The sequence below is a fragment of the Albimonas marina genome, from assembly GCF_029223255.1.
Classification (GTDB): domain Bacteria; phylum Pseudomonadota; class Alphaproteobacteria; order Rhodobacterales; family Rhodobacteraceae; genus Albimonas.
Window position 1 is genome coordinate 135,050 of record NZ_JARHUC010000009.1, and the last position, 19,160, is coordinate 154,209.

The window sequence follows — 19,160 nt, forward strand, 5'->3', positions numbered from 1 at the left end:
AGCCGGCGGGCCGGCCGGACGGGGCGCGCAAAAGCGCCCGGCGCGCCCCGCGCGGGCCGCGGGCAGGCGCGGCGGGGGCGGGGCGGCCGGGCGAGGTTGCGGCCGGCGGAAGAGGCGGAACGCCGGCCGGGGATGGGGGGGGCGGAGGGCGGGGACGCCGGGGTCGAAGCGTCCCCGCCCTCCTCGCGCGCGGGGTCATGCGCGGGGGGATCGAAGGAGAGGCCGGGCGGGGCGGGGCGACCCCGGCCGGCGTCGGGCCGGCGGCTCAGGCGGCCGAGGCGGCGACGGAGAGGGGCTCGGCGCGTCGCGCGGCGCCGGGGAAGGCCGCGAGCTTGCCGTCGGCGGTCAGCAGGGCATGCATCGCCGGGTCCAGGTCCACCGTGGCGCCGCGGCGGTCGCGGGCGATGGCGACGTGCAGGTCGATGCGCGTCAGGCTCCACTCCAGCTCGGCGGCCTGATCCTCCAGCAGGCGGCGGGCGTCCTCGGTCAGGCGCTCTCCCGCCAGGCGCCGCTCGGCGGCGGCGAGACGGCCGCGAAGCCGGGTCGAGACCGCCAGCGCCAGGCGCTCCAGCGTCTCGGACGGCAGCGAGGGCAGGGCGTCGGTGCGGGCGTCGAGGGCGATGGCGGTCATGGCGGTCTCCGGGGTGGTTCGAATTCGCTGGAGAGTTGACGCCATCTTTATGCGCCGGATCCGAGCGACCGGACGGGCAGGCGGGGCGCCCGTCGGTATCGTCCCCCTATCCGAAAGGATAGGCGGCCGCGCCGCGTCGGGCGGTCAGCCCTCCTGCGGCTCCCCCAGCAGGCGCCGGGCGACGAAGGCGACCTTGGGGCCGAGGGCCGCGAATTCGTCCTTCGCCATCAGCCCGTCGCAGCAGTCGATCACCAGCTGGGCGCGCCACTCGGGGTCGGGGCGGCCGGCCTCGCGCAGCACGTCGGCGATGCGCCCGACCATCCAGGCGTGCAGCGCCTGGAACTCGGCGCCCGTGCGCACGATCTGGTCGCTGGTCAGCTCCTGCGCATGGGGCGAGCCCTCGAGCAGCGCATCCGCGACGCCGTACTTGTCGGCGAGCGCGCGCGCCACCCGGTCCTCCGGCGCGCCGGGGTGGGCGAGCGCCACCTCGAACGCGGACTTCATCCGCTCGATCACCGTGGCGATCACCGCGCGGAACATCGCTTCCTTGTCGGGGAAATAGGCGTAGAGCGTGGGCTTGGCGACGCCGGCGCGCTTGGCGATCGCCTCCATCGTCGCGCCGCGCAGGCCGCTTTCGAGGAACAGCGCCTGCGCCGCCTCCAGCATTCGCGCCTCGCGCGCGGGGGATCGTTTCATCGGCGCGCGCGGCATGCTCTTGCGCCCTCCATTATGAACGTTATTTACAATAAACGTTCGTTTCGTTCAATTTCGCGGAGAACTCCATGTCCGACGCCGTGCTTCTGACCGGGATCACCGGCTTCCTGGGCGGCCACGTCGCGCTCGCGCTTCTCGAGGCGGGATACACGGTGCGCGGGAGCCTGCGCAATCCGGGCCCGAACGGAGAGCGGGCCGAGGCCCTGCGCGCGACGCTGGCGGAGGCCGGCGCCGACCTCTCCCGCCTGTCGCTGGTCCCGCTCGACCTGACCCGCGACGAGGGCTGGGCCGAGGCCGCGGCCGGCGCGCGATACGTGATGCACACCGCCTCGCCCTTCGTGACCACGATGCCGAAGGACCCGCAGGCGCTGATCGTCCCGGCGGTGCAGGGGACCGAGCGCGCCTTCGCCGCGGCGCAGGCCGCGGGGGCGGAGCGGGTGGTCGTCACCTCCTCCACCGTCGCCATCACCGCGGGGCGCGGACCCGAGCGGCCCGACCGGCTGGGCGCAGGCGACTGGTCCCGGCCCGAGGACGGGCGGCTGAACGCCTACGGCGCCTCGAAGGTCCTGGCCGAGCGGCGCGCCTGGGCGCTGGCGGAGGCGCCGGGGGCGCCCGCGCTCGCCGTCGTCAATCCCGGCTTCATCTCCGGCCCGCTGCTCGACGCCGACCCCGGCACCTCGGGCGCGGTGCTGGCGCGGCTGCTGCGCGGCGATCTGCCGATGGTGCCCCGGCTGATCCTGCACACGGTCGACGTGCGCGACCTGGCCCGCATCCACGTCGCCGCCCTGACCGACCCGGAGGCCGCCGGCCATCGCCACCCCGCCGCCTTCTCCCACCACTCGCTGTCCGAGATCGGGGCGATGCTGCGCGAGGCGCTGCCCGAGCGCGCCCGCCGGATTCCGGTCCGGCAGGCGCCGGACTGGCTGATCCGGCTGGTGGCGCGGGTCGACGGAGACCTCCGCGCGAACGTCAATGAACTGGGCTACGGTCCGGAGCTCGACGCCTCCGCCGGGCGCCGGCTGCTGGGGCGCGCGCCGATCCCGGCCGAGCGCTCGCTCGCCGACATGGCCCGCAGCCTGATCGCGCGCGGCGTGGTCTGAGAGGTCAGGCGACCAGCCGGCCGGAGAGGGAGTTCGGACCGCTCTCGACCACCTCGACCTCGACCACCTGGCCGGCGGTCTCGGGGGCGGCGAGGAAGTGGACGGCGTGGAGCCAGGGGCTCTTGCCCACCATCTGCCCGGGCATCCGGCCGGCCTTCTCGACCAGCACGGGCAGGGTGCGGCCCACCATGCTCTCCTGGAAGGCCTTCTGGTCGCGGGAGATCACGGCGTTCAGGCGCGCGAGGCGGTCGTCCTTCACCGCCTCCTTCACCTGTTCCCCGGCGCCGGCGGCCGGGGTGCCGGGGCGCGAGGAGTACTTGAAGGTGAAGGCCGAGCCGTAGCCGACCGCCTCGGCCAGCGCGAGCGTGTCGGCGAACTCCGCCTCCGTCTCGCCGGGGAAGCCGACGATGAAGTCGCCCGACAGGGCGATGTCGGGCCGCGCGGCGCGGATCCGGTCGATCAGGCGGAGGTAGGCCTCGGCCGTGTGGCGGCGGTTCATCGCCTTCAGCACCCGGTCCGAGCCGGACTGCACCGGCAGGTGCAGGTATGGCATCAGCTTGTCGAGCTCGCCATGCGCCTCGATCAGGTCCTCGCCCATGTCGTTGGGGTGGGAGGTCGTGTAGCGCAGCCGGGCGATCCCCTCGATCGCGGCGAGCTCCCGCAGCAGGCGCGCCAGCGTCCAGTCGGCGCCGTCCGGCCCCTCGCCATGGTACGCGTTGACGTTCTGGCCCAGCAGCGTGATCTCGCGCACGCCCTGCTCGGCAAGCGCCTTCGCCTCGGCGATCAGGCGGGCGGCGGGGCGCGACACCTCGGCCCCGCGGGTGTAGGGGACCACGCAGAAGGCGCAGAACTTGTCGCAGCCCTCCTGCACGGTCAGGAAGGCGGTCGGCGCGCGGCGGCGCACGGGCGCCGGCATCTTGAGGAACTTGTCCTCCAGCGGGAACTCGGTGTCGACGCCGCCCTTGGCGATCAGCTGGGGCAGGCGGTGATAGGCCTGCGGGCCGACCGCGAAGTCGACGGCGGGCTGGCGGCGCAGGATCTCCTCGCCCTCGGCCTGGGCGACGCAGCCGGCGACGCCGATCTTGAGGTCCGGCTTCCCGGCCTTCAGCGGCTTCAGGCGGCCCAGCTCGGAATAGACCTTCTCGGCCGCCTTCTCGCGGATGTGGCAGGTGTTGAGCAGGATCAGGTCCGCGTCCTCGGCCCGGTCCGTCGTCTCGTAGCCCTCGGCCGCCATCACGCCCGCCATCCGCTCGGAGTCGTAGACGTTCATCTGGCAGCCGTAGGTCTTCACGAACAGCTTCTTGGCCATGAGAGGTCTCCCGAAGGATCGGCGGCGCGGCGGGGCCGCGCGAGAGGGTCCACGAACGCGTCGCGGCGCGCGAGGTCCCCCTCGCGCGCCGCGGCCTGCCTTATCGCGCCCCGGCCCCCCGCGCAACCGCGCGGGCCGGGGCGGCGGATCACTTGCCCTTGGGCTTGCGGCCGAGGCCGATCTGCTTGGCCAGCTCCTGGCGCTTGCGGGCGTAGGCGGGGGCGACCATCGGGTAGTCCGCCGACAGGCCCCACTTCGCGCGATACTCCTCGGGCGTCATGTCGTAGGCGGTCTTCAGATGCCGCTTGAGCATCTTCAGCTTCTTCCCGTCCTCGAGGCAGATGATGTAGTCGTCCGTGACCGATTTCTTCACCGGAACGGCGGGGATCAGCTCCTCCTGCGGCTCCGGCTTGTCTTCGGCCAGCTCCGAGAGCTTGGCGAAGACGGATTCGATCACGCCCGTCAGGTCCGACGGCGACACCGGGTTGTTGGACACGTGCGAGGACACGATGTCCGCGGTGAGCGCGAGCAGTTCCGATTTGGCGATGAGCGCGGAGTCCGACATGTTACCTCTCATTATGACAGCGACGTGAACCGACGTCGGCTCTTTTTCGTGGCTGTTCCGGCGGTCGGCGAACCGCCCGGACATGGATAAGAACGTGGAAGGGTCTTAAGACTTCACTACTGCGACGTCAATTCATATCCAACTGACATCTTCGCGAAATGATCGCAAGTCGCAATCCGTTCGTCTAGTCGCGCTCCGGGCGATTAGGCAGGCTCGCCGATACGGGCGGGGCCATCGTTTCGCCCTAATCTCAGCCGCATCGCGATCGCATCGATACGGGTCCCGTTGACGTCGCGGTAATAATTGCGGCGACGACCCACGGGCTCCCACCCGAGCGCCGCGTAGAGCGCCTGCGCGGGGGCGTTGGTCGCGGCGACTTCGAGGAATATCTCCTCCACGCCCGCGGCCGCGCACAGCGCGGCGAAGCGGGTGCAGAGCGCGCGGCCCAGGCCGCGGCGGCGGGCCTCGGGGCGGGTGGCGAGGGTCACCAGCTCCGCTTCCGGCCCGATCCGGCGGCCGAGCAGCAGCGCGTCGGGGTCGAGCAGGGCGATGGCTCCGGGGGTGGCGGCGAAGCCGGCGATCTCCGCGGCCGACCAGGGGCGGCCGGGCGTGGTGCCGTCGAAGGCGGCGGCGTGGATGCGGGCCGCGGCCTCGGCAGTCGCGGGATCGGAGGTCAGCCGCGCCGTCGCCTCGACCGGCCCCGGCGCGGGGCCGGCGGGCGCCGCGCTCATCCCGCCGCGCCGTCCAGCAACGGCGGCGGCGTCTCCGAGGGCGGGTCGGCCTCGGGCGGGCGGGGGTAGATCGGGGCGGGGCGGGGAAGCGAGGCGCCCGCGGGCAGGGCCGCGAACATCCGCGCCGCGATCCGCGCGACGTCCACGGGATCGGGCAGGTCGGTTTCGTCCAGCGCGCAGGCGCCGAGCGCCGCGGCGGTCTCGGCCGCGCCGGGGCCGCGCACGCAGGCGGCGCCGGCCTCGGCGAAGAGGGCGGGCAGCTCGGCCAGCGGCGCCTGCACCGCCTCGCCCAGCGGGCGGGCGACCGGGCCGTCGGGACCGGCGGCGAGCTCGTAGGCCTGGGCGTGGCGCTCGTCGCGACGGGCGCCGGCGAGGGCCAGCACCGGCCCCGACGCGCCGGCGCGCCCGGCGCCCTCGGCCAGGGCCTGCAGGCGCGGCACGCCGACCGAGGGCCGGCCGATCCCCAGCGCCAGCCCGCGGGCGGCGGCGACGCCGATGCGCACGCCGGTGAAGTTGCCGGGCCCCGTGCACACGCCGATCCCGGCCAGCGCCTGCGGCGCGAGCCCGGCGGCCGCCAGGACTTCCTGGATCAGGGGGGCGAGACGCTCAGCCTGGCCCTTGCCCATCGGCTCGGACAGGGCGGCGAGCACGCGGCCCTCGGACACGACCGCGGCCGCGCACTGCGCGGCCGAGGCGTCGATCCCGAGAAGGGGGCCGAGACGGGTGGCGGCGGTCGGATCGGGGCCGCGGCCCGGGTCGGGCGCGGTCCCGGCGACGTCAGAACTGGAGGCCGACAGGACGCACCTCGGTCACTTCGGGGATGTAGTGCCGCAGCAGGTTCTCGATGCCCATCTTCAGCGTCATCGTCGAAGACGGGCAGCCCGCGCAGGCGCCCTGCATGTGCAGGTAGACCACGCCGCGGTCGAAGCCGTGGAAGGTGATGTCGCCGCCGTCCTGCGCGACCGCGGGGCGGACGCGGGTGTCGAGCAGCTCCTTGATCTGGACCACGATCTCGCCGTCGGGGCCGGAGTGCTCGGCATGGCCGGTGGTCTGGGCGCCGGCGTCGGCGGCCAGCACCGGGGCGCCGGACTGGTAGTGCTCCAGGATCGCGCCCAGCACGCCGGGCTTGAGATGCGACCAGTCGCGGGACTCGGCCTTGGTGACGGTGATGAAGTCGGGGCCCAGGAACACGCCCTCGACGCCGTCGACGCCGAAGATGCGCTCGGCCAGCGGCGAGGCGCCTGCGGCCTCCTTCGCGGGGAAGTCGGCGGAGCCGGCCTGCATCACGGTCTGGCCGGGCAGGAACTTCAGCGTCGCGGGGTTCGGCGTGGATTCGGTCTGGATGAACATGGCGGCCTCCTCGTCACGCCCGATATGGACCCATCGGGCGCGGAAAACAAGAATCGTTCCAAACTTCGGGTCGGGATCGGGGTCGGCCCTGGGCCTGGCGCTGCGCCGCGCAGGCGGGCCCGCGGCGCGGCTGGGAAGCCGCCGTGACCGCTGCATAAGGCGCCTGCACGGCGAGCGGAAGCCCAGCGAGCGGGCCTCCGCGACGACCCGCGCCGCGCGCGCGACGCGGCCAAGCCCGCCCGCAGGGCGCCTGCGGGCCCGCGAGCCCGACGGCCGCGGGAGGCGGGGCGCCGTGAAGGGGGCGGAGACGTCGGCCCATAGGCGCCCTGCGGGCGGGCTTGGGCTTTGGGCTCGAGGCGCCCCCGGGATCGTTCGAGGGCGATCGCGGCGGCCGCGAGGGGCCGGCGACGATGGTCCGCGCGACGCTCGCGGCGACGTCTCCGGGTCCGGCGGCGCGAGGCCCCGGGGAGCCCGGGAGGCGGGCGGCGCGCGGGATTCGGCCGGCGGCGGGGAGGCGGGCGGATGGCGTGGCGGATGGCGTGGCGAGAGGCGGGAGCCGGAGGCGGCTCAGCAGAGGGCGATGACCTGTTCGCGCGACAGGGCGCCGGGGACCACGGTCACCGGGACGGGCATCGAGCCGGCCATCTTGCCGACCAGGTGGGTCACCAGCGGGCCGGGGCCGTTGTCGACGCCTGCGCCCAGCACCAGGACGCCCACCTCCGGGTCCTCCTTGATCTGGGCCAGCACCTGCTCGACCGCCTCGCCCTCGCGGATCACGAACTCGGGGACGATTCCCACGTTCTCCTGCACCGGGCCCGCGACCTCGTGGAAGCGGCGCTCGGCGGCCTCGCGCGCCTCGTGGCGCATCAGGTCGCCGACGCCCAGCCAGTGCTGGAACTCCTCGGGGCGGATCACGAACAGCATCTGCAGGCCCCCGCCGGTCTTCTTGGCGCGGCGGGCGGCGAAGCGGATGGCGTTCATGCACTCGGGCGTCTCGTCGACGACCACCAGGAATTTCCGCAAGGGAGGCGCTCCGCAGGGCCGCGGAAAGCCGCGGCGGGGGGAGCGCCATCCTCGCGCCATCCCCGCCCGCGTTCAAGGGCGGGCTGCGGGTCAGGCGGCGGCCCGGCCCGCGATCCCGTCAGGCCGCGGCCGGGCCGCCCGGCCGCTGGGCGTGCAGGCACAGGAGCTGCAGGGCGATGGTGGCCCCCGCCAGCGCCGTGATCTCGCCCACGTCGTAGGCCGGCGAGACCTCGACCACGTCCATCCCCCGCACGTCGAGCCCCGCGAGCCCGCGCAGCATCGCCAGCGCCTGCCACGAGGCGAGTCCGCCGCAGACCGGCGTGCCGGTCCCGGGCGCGAAGGCCGGATCCAGGCAGTCGATGTCGAAGGTCACGTAGACCGGCGCGTCGCCGACCCGCGCGCGGATCGCCGCGACGGTCGCCGCCACCCCCTGCTCGTGGCACTTGATCGCGTCCCAGACCTCGATCCCGTGGGGGTCGTCGTTGGTGGTGCGGATGCCGACCTGGATCGACTTGGCGGCGTCGATCACCCCCTCGTCCACGCCCTTGGCGAACATCGTGCCATGGTCGATCCAGTCCGAGGGCGCCTCCCAGGTGTCGGTATGGGCGTCGAACTGCACCATCGCCAGCGGCTGGCCGAGCTTCGCCGCCAGCGCCTTGATCGCGGGATAGGTGGTGAAGTGGTCGCCCCCGATCGCCAGCGGCGTGACGCCGGCGGCGAGGATGTGGGCCATCGCCCCCTCGATCGCGGCGGGCACCTGGGTGGGGTGGCCGTGGGGGATCAGCACGTCGCCCCAGTCGATCACGTCCAGCGCCTCGAACGGATCGAAGGGCGAGGGCCAGGCCCGGCTCCACCCCAGCTGCGAGGAGGCCGCGCGCACCGCCCGCGGGCCGAAACGCGTGCCGGGGCGGTTGGTCACCGACTGGTCGTAGGGCACGCCCACCACCGCCACGTCGGCGCCCGCCAGGTCCCGCCCGTAGCGGCGCCGGCAGAAGCTGAGCGCGCCGGACCACATCGGCTCGTCATGGGTCACGGCCTTCGAATCCTGCGCCAGGAACGCGTAGTCGCGACGGTGCGGATCGTGGGAGTCGGTCATCGGGAGGGGCCTCGATTGACAGGGTGGCGATTTGTGATCACACTACCCGCATGACCCTCGCCGACGCAACCCGCAGCCAGCGCGCGGACGCCCCCCAGGGCGCGCCCGACGCCGCCGCCTCCCGCCGTGTGATCACGGAGGAAGGGGGCGCCACGGCGCATGAGCGGGTCTACAAGCACCTGCGCCGCCGCATCCTGCACGGGGAGATGGCGCCCGGCGATCACCTCACCCTGCGCGGCGTGGCGGGGGAGCTCGGCGTCTCGATGACCCCGGCGCGCGAGGCGGTGCGCCGGCTGGCGGCGGAGGGGGCGCTGGCGATCTCGGCCTCGGGCCGCGTCTCGGCCCCGATCCTCACCCCCCAGCGCATCGAGGAGCTCGCCTCGATCCGGGCGCTGCTGGAGCCGGAGCTCGCCGCCCGCGCCCTGCCGCGCGCGCATTTCAGCCTGATCGAGCGGCTGAAGCGCATGAACGACGAGATCGACCGCAACCTCGCCTCCGGCGACGCCGCCGCCTACGTGCGCGGCAACCTGGAGTTCCACCGCACCCTCTACCTGCGCGCCCACGCCCCCGCGATGCTGGCGCTGGCCGAGACGGTGTGGCTGCAGACCGGCCCCTCGATGCGCGCGCTCTATGCGCGGATCGGCATGAGCCGGGTCGCCGACTATCACGCCAAGGCCATCGCGGCGCTGGCGGCGGGGGACGAGGCGGGCCTGCGCCTCGCCATCCGCGCCGACGTGCGCCAGGGCCTGACCATGCTTTCGAACGAGGGCCTCGACTCGGCCTGAGTCGCGACGCCCGCCGCCTCGTCCCCGCGCCCTCACGCAAGTCCCGGCCACGGGCGTGCAAGGGCGCGGGGACGCGGCTTGCTGACAGGAACCGGACCGATGAACCAGCAGACCAACATCCGCTCGACCGCCGACTACCAGGCGATGGACGCCGCCCACCACTGGCACCCGTTCTCCGACATGGCGGACCTGAACCGGAAGGGATCGCGGGTGATCTCCTCGGCGCAGGGGGTGTGGCTGACCGACACCGACGGCAACCGCTTCATGGACGGCATGTCCGGCCTGTGGTGCGTGAACGTCGGCTACGGCCGCGAGGAGATCGTCGAGGCGGTGGCCCGCCAGCTGCGCGACCTGCCCTACTACAACACCTTCTTCCAGTGCACCCATCCCGCCGCGGCCGAGTTCGCCGACGCGCTGGCCCAGGTGGCGCCGCCGCAGATGAACCGGGTGTTCTTCACCAACTCCGGCTCGGAATCGAACGACACGGTCTTCCGGCTGGCGCGCGTCTACTGGGACTGCCTCGGCAAGCCCTCGAAGAAGATCTTCATCGGCCGCCACAACGGCTACCACGGCTCCACGGCGACCGCGACGTCGATGGGCGGCATGGCGGCGATGCACGGCCAGTCCGGCCTGCCCTTCAACGGCTTCGCCCATATCGACCAGCCCTACTGGTACGGCGAGGGCCGCCCCGAGGGCCTGTCCCCCGAGGAGTTCGGCCGCCTGCGCGCCAAGCAGCTGGAAGCCAAGATCGACGAGCTGGGCGAGGACAACGTCTGCGCCTTCATCGCCGAGCCCATCCAGGGCGCCGGCGGCGTGATCATCCCGCCCGAGACCTACTGGCCCGAGATCCAGCGCATCTGCAACGAGCGCGAGATCCTGCTGATCACCGACGAGGTCATCTGCGGCTTCGGGCGCACCGGCAGCTGGTGGGGCGCCGAGACCTACGGCGTCACCCCCGACCTGATGCCGATTGCAAAGGGCATGACCTCGGGCTACCAGCCGATGGGCGGCGTCTTCATCTCCGACAAGGTCGCGGGCCCGGTGATGGAGAAGGCCGGCGAGTTCTACCACGGCTACACCTACTCCGGTCACCCCGCCGCCTGCGCCGCCGGCCTCGCCTCGCTCCGCATCCTGCAGGAGGAGAAGCTGGTCGAGCGGGTGCGCGACGTGCTCGCGCCGCAGATGGCGAAGCTCTGGGCCGGCCTCGCCGATCACCCGCTGGTGGGCGAGACCCGCACCAAGGGCTTCCTCGGCGCCATCGAGCTGGTGAAGAACAAGGAGACCGGCGAGCGCTTCGACGGCGATCTCGGCGTCGGCGGCATGGCGCGCGACCTCTGCGTGGGCAAGAACGGCCTGGTGATGCGCGCGGTGGGCGACACGATGATCGCCTCGCCCCCCTACGTGATGACCGAGGAGGAGCTCGACGAGATGGCCGCCCGCGCCCGCCGCGCCCTCGACGACCTCGCCGACATGCTGACCCGCGAGGGGCATCTCTGAGCGCTTCGCGGCGCTGAGATCGGTTACGGCCCCGGCGGCTGGCCGGGGCCGTCTGCGTTCGGGGGGCGTCCGTGGGGAGAGCGGCCGGGCTGGCGGCGACCTCGCCCCGGGCTTGACCCGGGGCCTCGCGCGACCTGCTGGAGACTCAGACCTGCGAGCGGGGGCGCGGCGCGGCGGCGAGGCCCGCTTCCTCCAGATGCGCGATCAGCGCCGTCTCGACCGGCGTCATGTGCCGCTCGAGGTCCACCAGCGAGAAGACCTCGACCATCGGCGAGGGCGCGGCCACCGGGATCCGCCACAGGCGGGCGCCGTAGCGGGCGGCGTGGCCCTCGGACAGGCAGCCGAGCGCCGCCCCGTGCTCGATCAGCTCCACCAGGTCCACGATGCCGGAGGCCGCCGCGATCATCCGCCCGCCGATCCCGTGGCGCACCCGGTAGCGGGTGAGGGCCGAGAGGGCGCCGGCCATGGCGTCCTCCTCGAAGCCCACGACGTCGGAGGCGGCCAGCGCCTCCGGGTCCACCTCGTGCCGGCGATAGAGGGGATGCGCTGGGCCGCAGAACACGCCGAACCGCTGGGCCTCCAGCGCCTGCGCGCGCAGGCGCTGCACCGGGTCGACGCGGGTGCAGAACCCGACCGACGCGATCCGCTGCAGCAGCCCCTGCGCCACGTCATGGCAGGGCGTCGAGCGGATTGAGAGGGTCACGCCCGGGTGCAGGGCGCGGAACGCCTCCAGCACCGGCATGGCGAAATCCATGTCGAGGTGGGAGGAGCGGAACACGACCACCGAGCCGGACAGGGCTCGGCCCCCCTCCTCGCCCACGTCGTTGAGGCGCACGACGCCGCCGTAGATTTCCAGCGCCTCGCGGTAGACGGCCTCTCCGGCCCGCGTCACCACGAAGGTCTGGCCGGCGCCGCGCTCCACCAGCCGCAGCTCCAGCCGCTCCTCCAGCCGCCGCAGGGCCGAGGACACCGAGGGCTGCGAGATGTTCAGCCGCTGCGCCGCCCCGGTGATCGAGCGTTCCTGCACGATCACCATGAAGGTGCGCAGCAGGTTCCAGTCGAGCTGGACCGCGAGCCGGTCGAGCGGGAAGCTCATGCGGCCTCCAGATCCTTCGCGAAGTGGCAGGCGGCGCGGTGGCGGGGCCCGACCTCGAGGTCCGCCGGCCGGTCCACGTCGCAGATCCCCTTGCGGGCCACGGGGCAGCGGGTGTGGAAGGCGCAGCCCGAGGGCGTGTTCACCGGCGAGGGGATGTCGCCGGTCAGCTCCACGTAATCCACCCGCGGGCCCTTGGCGCGCGGGTTCGCCTCGGGCGCCGGCGCCGCGGCCAGCAGGGCGCGGGTGTAGGGATGGCGCGGGTTCTCGAAGACCTCGTCCACGGGCCCTTCCTCGACGATCCGGCCAAGATACATCACCGCCACCCGCTGGCACAGGAAGCGCACCACCGCGAGGTTGTGGGAGATGAAGAGCGAGGTCATCGAGGGCCGCGCCGCCTGAAGCTCCTTGAGGAAGGTCAGGATCTGCGCCTGCACCGAGACGTCGAGCGCCGAGGTCGGCTCGTCCAGCACCAGCACCTCGGGGTCGAGCGCCAGCGCCCGGGCGATGCAGGCGCGCTGCTTCTGGCCGCCGGAGAGCTCATGCGGGAAGCGGTTGAGGAACTGCTCGGGCAGGCCGACGCGGGCCAGCAGCTCCGCCACCCGCTCGCGCAGGGCGCGCCCGCGCAGCGGCGTGTTCAGGATCAGCCCCTCGGCCACCGAGCGCGAAATCGTCATCCGCGGGTTCAGCGAGGCGTGGGGGTCCTGGAAGATGATCTGCGCGCGCGAGCGCAGGCGGCGCAGGGTGGCGGGGGAGGCGCCGACCACGTCCTCGCCCCCCACCCGGATCGCGCCGGAGGTCGCGGGGATCAGCCCCAGCGCCGCCTTGCCGATGGTGGACTTGCCGGATCCGCTCTCCCCCACCAGCCCCACCGTCTCGCCGGGCGCGAGGCTCAGGGTCACGCCGTCCACGGCCTTGACCACCTCGCCCGAGGCCAGCGGGAAGTGGATGCGCAGGTCGTCGAGCTCGAACATCAGGCGGTCTCCGCGAGGGGGGCGCCGGCGCGGTGGTCCACTCCGCCCGGCAGGTGCAGCCGGCAGGCGACGCGGTGCCCGGGGGCGAGGTCGGCGAAGGGCACGGGGCCCGCGGTGCAGGCGGGGCCGGCGTGCGGGCAGCGCGCGGCGAAGCGGCAGCCCGGCGGCGGGTCCAGCAGGTCGGGCAGCGAGCCGGGGATCGAGGCCAGCGCCTCGGCCGGCTTGAACGGGTGGGGCAGGGCCTCGAGCAGCCCGCGGGTGTAGGGATGCGAGGGCGCCGCGAAGATCCGCTCCACCGGCGCGTCCTCGACGATCTGGCCGGCATACATCACCGCGACGCGCGAGCAGACCTGCGCCACGACGCCGAGGTCGTGGGAGATCATGATCATCGTCAGGCCCATGTCGTCCACCAGCTCGCCCATCAGGCGCAGGATCTGGGCCTGGATGGTGACGTCGAGCGCGGTGGTCGGCTCGTCGGCGATCAGCAGGCGGGGCTTGGCGGCCAGCGCCATGGCGATCAGCACGCGCTGGCGCATGCCGCCCGACAGCTCGTGCGGATAGGCGCGGAACTGCCGCTCGGGGTTGGGCAGGTGGACCTTCTCCAGCATGGCGAGCGCGATGTCCTTCGCCTCCGCTTTCCGGATCTTCCCCTTCGACTGGGCGCGGATCGCGTCGACCAGCTGCGTGCCCACCCGGAACACCGGGTTGAGGTAGGTCATCGGGTCCTGGAAGATCATCGCGACCTCGGCCCCGCGGATGCCGCGCAGCTCGCGCTCCGGCAGGCCCACCAGCTCGCGCCCCGCCAGCTTCACCGAGCCGGCGGTGATCCGGGCGGGCGGCGAGGGCAGCAGCCCGAAGGCCGCCCGCGTCAGCACCGACTTGCCGCAGCCGGTCTCGCCCACCAGCCCCAGCGCCTCGCCGGGCTGGAGGTCGAGGGTCACGCCGCCGATGGCGTGATAGGGCCCGTCGAACGTGTCGAAGGCGAGCTCGAGGCCCCGGATCGAGAGAAGCGGTTCGGTCATCACCCTCACCTCTGCCGCGGGTCGAGCACGTCGCGCAAGCCGTCGCCCATCAGGTTGAAGCCCAGCACGGTGAGGTAGATCGCGAGGCCGGGGAAGAAGGCGCACCACCACCAGTCGGGCAGGTAGGACCGTCCCTGCGCGATCATCGCCCCCCACTCGGGGAAGGGCGGCTGCGCGCCGAGGCCGAGGAAGCCCAGCGAGGCGGCCCCGAGAATGGCCATGCCCATGTCCATCGAGGCCTTCACGACGATCGGCGACAGGCAGTTCGGCAGCACGTGCACGAAGAGGATGCGGAACGGCCCGGCGCCCAGCGCGCGGGCGGCGTCGACGTAGACCTCGTTGCGCAGGGACAGGGTCTTGGCCTGCACGAGGCGCACGTAGCCGGGCCACCAGACGAGCGACAGGGCCACCATCGCGTTCAGGATGCCCGGCCCCAGCGCGCCGACGATGGCGATGGCGAGGATCAGGCCGGGGATCGAGAGGAAGATGTCGGTGACCCGCATGATCGTCTCGGCGACCCAGCCGCCGGTCATGCCGGCGATCAGGCCCAGCGGCACGCCGATCAGGATGGCGATGCCGGTGACGGTCAGGCCGATCTGGAGGGTGGTGCGCGCGCCGAACAGGACGCGCGAGAAGATGTCGTTGCCCACCTGGTCGGTGCCGAACCAGTGCTCGGCCGAGGGGGCGAGCAGCTTCGCCTCGAAGTTCACCGCGCCGGTCGCGTCCTCGGGGAACGGGGCGATCAGCGGCCCGAAGGCGGCGGTGAACAGGAACAGCGCCACCAGCGCCAGCCCCAGCATCGCCGAGATCGAGCGCGAGTAGGTCGCCGCCATCCGCCGCGTCTCGCGGAAGCGCATGGGCCGGCGCGCGGGGGGCGCCTGGAGGGGGGCTGCGGGAAGGGGCGATGCGGCGTCGGTCATGGGCGCGCCTTCAGATCTGGGCCCGCACGCGCGGATCGAGCGCGGCGTAGAGCAGGTCGATGACCAGGTTGGTCAGCATGAAGGCCGCCCCCAGCGCGAGGGTCACGGCCATGATCGGCTCGAAGTCCGAGGACACGGCGGCCTTGGCGGCGTAGAGGCCCACGCCCGGGAAGTCGAAGACCCCCTCGACCAGCACCGTGCCGCCCAGCATCCAGCCGAAGCGCAGGCCGATCATCGCCAGCGTCGGCAGGATCGCGTTCTTCAGCGCATAGGCGCACACGATCCGCCAGGGCCCGATGCCCTGGGCGCGGGCGTTGACCACGTAGTCGCGCCCCAGCACCTCCAGCATCTCGGCCCGGTTCACCCGGATGATCGCGGCGAGGGCGGGGAAGGACAGCGCCAGCGCCGGCAGCAGCATGTGGCGCAGCGCCTCGGCGAAGGTGTCGAGCCGGCCCGCCAGCAGGGCGTCGAGCGAATACATCCCCGTCACCGTCGGCGGCTCGTCCGAGAACACGCCCAGCCGGCCGCCCAGCGGGAACAGGTCCAGCTCCAGCGCCAGGTACCATTGCAGCATCAGGCCCAGCCAGAACATCGGCAGCGCCACGCCCGAGACCGCCAGCAGGCGGATCATGTGGTCCGAGGGCCGGTTCTGGCGCACCGCCGCGGCCACGCCCAGCGGGATGCCGAAGACGATGGCGAGCGTGATCGAGAACAGCACCAGCTCGACCGTCGCCGGCAGGAACTTCGCCATGTCCTCGATGACCGGGCGCCCGGTGTAGACCGAGGTTCCGAAGTCCCCCGTCAGCACGTCGCCCACGTAGATCGCGAAACGCACGGGCAGGGGCTTGTCCAGCCCCCGCTCCTCGCGGATCTCGGCCACCATCGCCTCGGTCGCGTCGGGCCCTGCGGCGAGCCGCGCCGGATCCCCCGGCGCGATGTTGGCCACCGTGAAGGTCACGACGGCCAGTCCCAGCAGCATCAGCGCCGTCAGCGCCAGGCGCTTGAGGATCAGTCGGCTCATCCGGGTCGGGGCTCCGTGATGCGGCGGGTGGGGAAAGGGCGGGCGGCGGGGAGAGGAAGGAGGGGTCCCCGCCGCCCCGGGGGGCGCGGCGCGACGACAGGGAGGGGCGTCGCGCCGGCCATGAGGCGTCCCGAAGGGGTCAGGGCGCCTCGATGTGCAGCGGGTAGAGGTCCACCTCGCCGGTCATGCGGATCGGGCTGTCGGCGTAGCCCTTCACCCAGTCGCGATGCGCGAAGGAGCGGTTGCGCATCATGCCGAAGACCTCGGGCTGAAGCTCGACGATCTTCGCCTGGATGTCGGCGTAGATCGGCTCGCGCTCGGACCACTCGGACAGGGCGCGGGCCTCCTCGATCATCGCGTTCAGCTCGGCGTCGTCCAGGAAGTGCGAGCCGTAGTACTTGCCGTGCGAGGACGGGTGATACTGGATCGCCACCGCGTCGGGGTCGGTCGAGACGGGCGTCGCGAAGATGCACATCAGGTCCGGCGACTTGGTCTTGTCCGCGGCGCGCGCCACCATGTTCGGCCAGGTCAGAGGGACCATCTCCAGCTCGATGTTCAGCTCCTTGAGGCTGTCGAGCAGGGCGAGGCCCATCTGGCGCTGCTGCTCCAGGCCCTGGACGTAGACGAACTCGAGCGTGATGCCCCCCTCGGGCCACTGCGACTTGGCGAGGTATTCCTTCGCCTTCGCCATGTCCTGGCGGGGCATCCCCTCGACGTCCACGTGCCCGCGGATCGCGTCGGTGAAGGGCGAGGTCTCGAGCTTGGCCTGGCCGTTGTAGATCTTGATCAGGCTGTCGTAGTCGAACGCGTAGGCCACGGCCTTGCGCAGGTTGATGTCCGACATGTGCTCGCCCTGCGTGTTCATCTTGAACCCGAAGGAGGTGAGCGCGGGGGTCGAGGTGACCTCGATCTCCTTCTTTGCGCCGACCGCGTCCAGCTCCTCGGGCGTCAGGTCGGTCACCAGGTCCGCCTCGCCCTTCAGCAGGCTGGCGCGCTGGGAGGAGCTCTCGCGGATCAGGCGGTAGATGATGCCGCCCATCTTGTCGTCCTCATACGGAAAGCCCTTCCAGTAGTCGGGGTTCCGCTTCAGCCAGTAGGCGGTGCCCTGGTCGAACTTCTCTAGCGTGTAGGGGCCCGAGCCCGCCTCGTTCGTCGCCAGCCACGCCTTGCCGAAGTCGCCGTCCACCACGTTGGGCTCGACCTGGGCGGGGTTCACGACGAACCACCAGGGCAGGAACGACAGGAACGGCGCATAGGGACGGTCGAGCGTGAACTCGACGGTATGCGCGTCGACGGCCTTGATGTTCTCGGCCTTGAGGACCGTGTTCAGCATCCAGGCCACGCCCTCGTTCATGTCGAGCACGCGCTTGTAGCTGTAGACGACCGCCTCGGCGGTCACCGGGTCGCCGTTGTGGAAGGTCGCGTTCTGGGCCAGGTGGAAGGTCCAGGTCAGGCCGTCCTCCGAGGTCTCCCAGCTTTCGGCGAGCCAGGGCTTCACCTCGGGCGGGTTGCCCTCGTATTTCACCAGGCCGTCGTAGAGCGCCTGGGTCATCATGCGGATCGCGTAGTCGTAGGACTGGCCGGGATCGACGTGGCTGACCGCCTGGCGGCCCCCGATCACCATCCAGAACTTCCCGTCGACCTTCTCGACCGCCTGCGCGGGGGCGGGGGCGACGGCGGCGACCGCGGCGGCGAGCGCCAGCGCGGCCGCGGCGGCGCGTCCGCCTTTCAGGGCCTTCCACATCACGATTGGCATCCTTCCTGTCGGTCGGCGTCCGGTCCGCGGACGGGCGGGTGGACCCGCCCGCGTCCCGGCGCCGTTTTGCTTTGGCGCCCATTCCGGCCCGGTAAGGCGAAACGCGCGCCGAGGGGCTTCGGCGGCCTCATTCAAGGCAGATGCGTGACAGCAGGAAAACTAGCCATTCCTGATGCACGGTATTCGCCGGGCCTATGAAAGGTCCGGACAGGCGCCCGTCCGGCGGGCGTTCGGGCACGGAAAGCCTGCGGATCGGGCGAAATCGCGCCGGATGCCCCGACGGCGCCCGCGCCGGGCGCCCGAAACATAGGCTGGGCGGATGACCGGCATCGCGCATCGCTATTTGCTTGGGCGCCGGGCCCCGGGTCTTTTCGAGGGGCGACGCCGGCGAACCCCCTCCCCAGGGGGCGCCGCGACCCGCCGACCCCCGTCGTCGACCCCGGAGGACCCCGCCCGATGAGCACGCTCGCGCGACGCAGCCCCAGCCAGACCCACCGGGCGCTGAGCGCCGAGGACATGGAGGCGCTGGCCATCGGCGCCTGGATCCTCGGGACGGGAGGCGGGGGCGACCCCTACCACAAGCTCCTCAACATGCGGCAGCTCTACGCCGAGGGCCGCTCGGTCGAGCTGATCGACCCGATGGCGCTGGCCGACGACGCGCTGGTGGCGGTGCTGTCCAACATGGGCGCCCCCCTCGTGGGCCAGGAGCGGCTGGCCGATCCCGAGTTCGCCGTGAAGCCCCTGCGCATGATGGAGGAGCACCTGGGCCGCAAGTTCGACGCGGTCATGGCGCTGGAGATCGGCGGCGGCAACGGCGTGCACCCGATGATGGTGGCCGCGATGACCGGCTATCCGGTGGTCGACGCCGACACCATGGGCCGCGCCTACCCCGAGGCGCAGATGACCTCCGTCGCCGTCGCCGGCCTGCGCTGCTACCCGCTGACCATGGCCGACATCCGAGACAACGAGATCATCTTCCCGCGCGCCGCCTCCTGGCGCTGGATGGAGCGGATCTCCCGCAAGGCGTGCACCGAGATCGGCTCCGTCGCCGCCACCTGCAAGGCCCCGCGCACCGGCGCCGAGGTGAAGCAGCACGGCATCCTCTATTCCGTCTCCAAGGCCATCGACCTCGGCCGCAAGGTCGCCGAGGCGCGCCGCGCCCACGCCGACCCGATCGAGGCGGTGCTCGAGGCCGGCCACGGCAAGCTCCTCTTCACCGGCAAGGTGACGGACGTCGAGCGGCGCGCGACCGAGGGCTTCCTGCGCGGCAAGGCCAAGCTCGAGGGGCTGGGCGCCGACGCCGGCTCCGACATGCTGGTGCATTTCCAGAACGAGTTCTCGGTCGCCTTCAAGGGCGACGAGCCAGTGGTGATGACCCCCGACCTGATCTGCCTGCTCGACACCGTCTCGGGCGAGGGGATCGGCACGGACGTGCTGCGCTTCGGCCAGCGCGTCTCGGTCCTGGCGCTGCCGGCGCCGGAGGTGTTCCTGTCCGAGGCCGGCCTCTCCGCCGTGGGGCCGCGCGCCTTCGGCTTCGATATCGACTTCAAGTCCGTGTTCTGAGGAGCCGACC

At 72.6% G+C, this 19,160-nt stretch carries 19 protein-coding genes; 4 read left to right on the top strand and 15 right to left on the bottom strand.

Annotated elements, in window-relative coordinates; all coding sequences use genetic code 11:
- Window positions 1–265 precede the first annotated feature (265 nt).
- The gene (locus tag P2H44_RS21815; protein ID WP_275767067.1) at window positions 266–631 is read right to left on the bottom strand and encodes a hypothetical protein; all 366 of its coding nucleotides are present in this window, start codon (window positions 629–631) and stop codon (window positions 266–268) included.
- A 144-nt stretch (window positions 632–775) separates the two neighbouring features.
- A complete protein-coding gene (locus P2H44_RS21820; protein ID WP_275767068.1) occupies window positions 776–1,327 on the bottom strand; it encodes a TetR/AcrR family transcriptional regulator in 552 nt (183 codons plus the stop codon).
- A gap of 86 nt (window positions 1,328–1,413) precedes the next feature.
- Here P2H44_RS21820 and P2H44_RS21825 point away from each other — a divergent pair, with 86 nt between their 5' ends.
- The gene (locus P2H44_RS21825) at window positions 1,414–2,445 is read left to right on the top strand and encodes an NAD-dependent epimerase/dehydratase family protein (protein ID WP_275767069.1); all 1,032 of its coding nucleotides are present in this window, start codon (window positions 1,414–1,416) and stop codon (window positions 2,443–2,445) included.
- 4 nt (window positions 2,446–2,449) lie between these two features.
- Here P2H44_RS21825 and miaB read toward each other — a convergent pair whose 3' ends face one another.
- The 7 genes from miaB to speB all read right to left on the bottom strand — a co-directional run bounded on the left by miaB (window position 2,450) and on the right by speB (window position 8,519).
- Entirely contained in the window at window positions 2,450–3,754 is a 1,305-nt protein-coding gene (miaB, locus tag P2H44_RS21830; protein WP_275767070.1) for a tRNA (N6-isopentenyl adenosine(37)-C2)-methylthiotransferase MiaB, read from the bottom strand.
- Window positions 3,755–3,902: 148 nt separating this feature from the next.
- A complete protein-coding gene (locus P2H44_RS21835; RefSeq protein WP_275767071.1) occupies window positions 3,903–4,319 on the bottom strand; it encodes a Ros/MucR family transcriptional regulator in 417 nt (138 codons plus the stop codon).
- A 203-nt stretch (window positions 4,320–4,522) separates the two neighbouring features.
- Window positions 4,523–5,050, bottom strand: coding sequence for a GNAT family N-acetyltransferase (locus P2H44_RS21840; protein WP_275767073.1), 528 nt, complete (start codon window positions 5,048–5,050; stop codon window positions 4,523–4,525).
- The gene (gene tsaB, locus P2H44_RS21845) at window positions 5,047–5,700 is read right to left on the bottom strand and encodes a tRNA (adenosine(37)-N6)-threonylcarbamoyltransferase complex dimerization subunit type 1 TsaB (RefSeq protein ID WP_462976315.1); all 654 of its coding nucleotides are present in this window, start codon (window positions 5,698–5,700) and stop codon (window positions 5,047–5,049) included. Before tsaB ends, P2H44_RS21840 begins: the two co-directional genes overlap by 4 nt.
- 127 nt (window positions 5,701–5,827) lie before the next feature.
- Window positions 5,828–6,400, bottom strand: coding sequence for a NifU family protein (locus P2H44_RS21850; protein WP_275767075.1), 573 nt, complete (start codon window positions 6,398–6,400; stop codon window positions 5,828–5,830).
- Between the two features lie 567 nt (window positions 6,401–6,967).
- The gene (locus P2H44_RS21855; RefSeq protein WP_275767077.1) at window positions 6,968–7,423 is read right to left on the bottom strand and encodes a universal stress protein; all 456 of its coding nucleotides are present in this window, start codon (window positions 7,421–7,423) and stop codon (window positions 6,968–6,970) included.
- Window positions 7,424–7,541: 118 nt separating this feature from the next.
- Window positions 7,542–8,519 (bottom strand): agmatinase, encoded by a 978-nt coding sequence (gene speB / locus P2H44_RS21860; protein WP_275767078.1) that lies wholly within the window; start codon window positions 8,517–8,519, stop codon window positions 7,542–7,544.
- Between the two features lie 50 nt (window positions 8,520–8,569).
- Here speB and P2H44_RS21865 point away from each other — a divergent pair, with 50 nt between their 5' ends.
- Both P2H44_RS21865 and P2H44_RS21870 read left to right on the top strand, forming a co-directional pair.
- On the top strand, window positions 8,570–9,304 hold the full coding sequence (locus P2H44_RS21865; protein WP_275767080.1) for a GntR family transcriptional regulator: 735 nt from the start codon (window positions 8,570–8,572) through the stop codon (window positions 9,302–9,304).
- 99 nt (window positions 9,305–9,403) lie between these two features.
- Window positions 9,404–10,801, top strand: coding sequence for an aspartate aminotransferase family protein (locus tag P2H44_RS21870; RefSeq protein ID WP_275767082.1), 1,398 nt, complete (start codon window positions 9,404–9,406; stop codon window positions 10,799–10,801).
- Window positions 10,802–10,946: 145 nt separating this feature from the next.
- Here P2H44_RS21870 and P2H44_RS21875 read toward each other — a convergent pair whose 3' ends face one another.
- The 6 genes from P2H44_RS21875 to P2H44_RS21900 form a co-directional block, all read right to left on the bottom strand.
- The gene (locus P2H44_RS21875; protein ID WP_275767083.1) at window positions 10,947–11,897 is read right to left on the bottom strand and encodes a LysR family transcriptional regulator; all 951 of its coding nucleotides are present in this window, start codon (window positions 11,895–11,897) and stop codon (window positions 10,947–10,949) included.
- Complete coding sequence (locus tag P2H44_RS21880; protein ID WP_275767084.1) at window positions 11,894–12,868, bottom strand: ABC transporter ATP-binding protein; 975 nt, start codon at window positions 12,866–12,868, stop codon at window positions 11,894–11,896. The genes P2H44_RS21875 and P2H44_RS21880 overlap by 4 nt, the downstream gene beginning before the upstream one ends.
- Complete coding sequence (locus tag P2H44_RS21885) at window positions 12,868–13,890, bottom strand: ABC transporter ATP-binding protein (protein WP_275767085.1); 1,023 nt, start codon at window positions 13,888–13,890, stop codon at window positions 12,868–12,870. The genes P2H44_RS21880 and P2H44_RS21885 overlap by 1 nt, the downstream gene beginning before the upstream one ends.
- 5 nt (window positions 13,891–13,895) lie before the next feature.
- Window positions 13,896–14,810 (bottom strand): ABC transporter permease, encoded by a 915-nt coding sequence (locus P2H44_RS21890; RefSeq protein WP_275767087.1) that lies wholly within the window; start codon window positions 14,808–14,810, stop codon window positions 13,896–13,898.
- Window positions 14,811–14,820: 10 nt separating this feature from the next.
- Complete coding sequence (locus tag P2H44_RS21895) at window positions 14,821–15,831, bottom strand: ABC transporter permease (protein ID WP_275767089.1); 1,011 nt, start codon at window positions 15,829–15,831, stop codon at window positions 14,821–14,823.
- Between the two features lie 139 nt (window positions 15,832–15,970).
- The gene (locus P2H44_RS21900; RefSeq protein WP_275767312.1) at window positions 15,971–17,575 is read right to left on the bottom strand and encodes an ABC transporter substrate-binding protein; all 1,605 of its coding nucleotides are present in this window, start codon (window positions 17,573–17,575) and stop codon (window positions 15,971–15,973) included.
- A 468-nt stretch (window positions 17,576–18,043) separates the two neighbouring features.
- Between P2H44_RS21900 and P2H44_RS21905 the strand changes: the two genes are divergently transcribed.
- Window positions 18,044–19,150, top strand: coding sequence for a DUF917 domain-containing protein (locus tag P2H44_RS21905; protein ID WP_275767091.1), 1,107 nt, complete (start codon window positions 18,044–18,046; stop codon window positions 19,148–19,150).
- The last annotated feature ends 10 nt before the right edge of the window (window positions 19,151–19,160 follow it).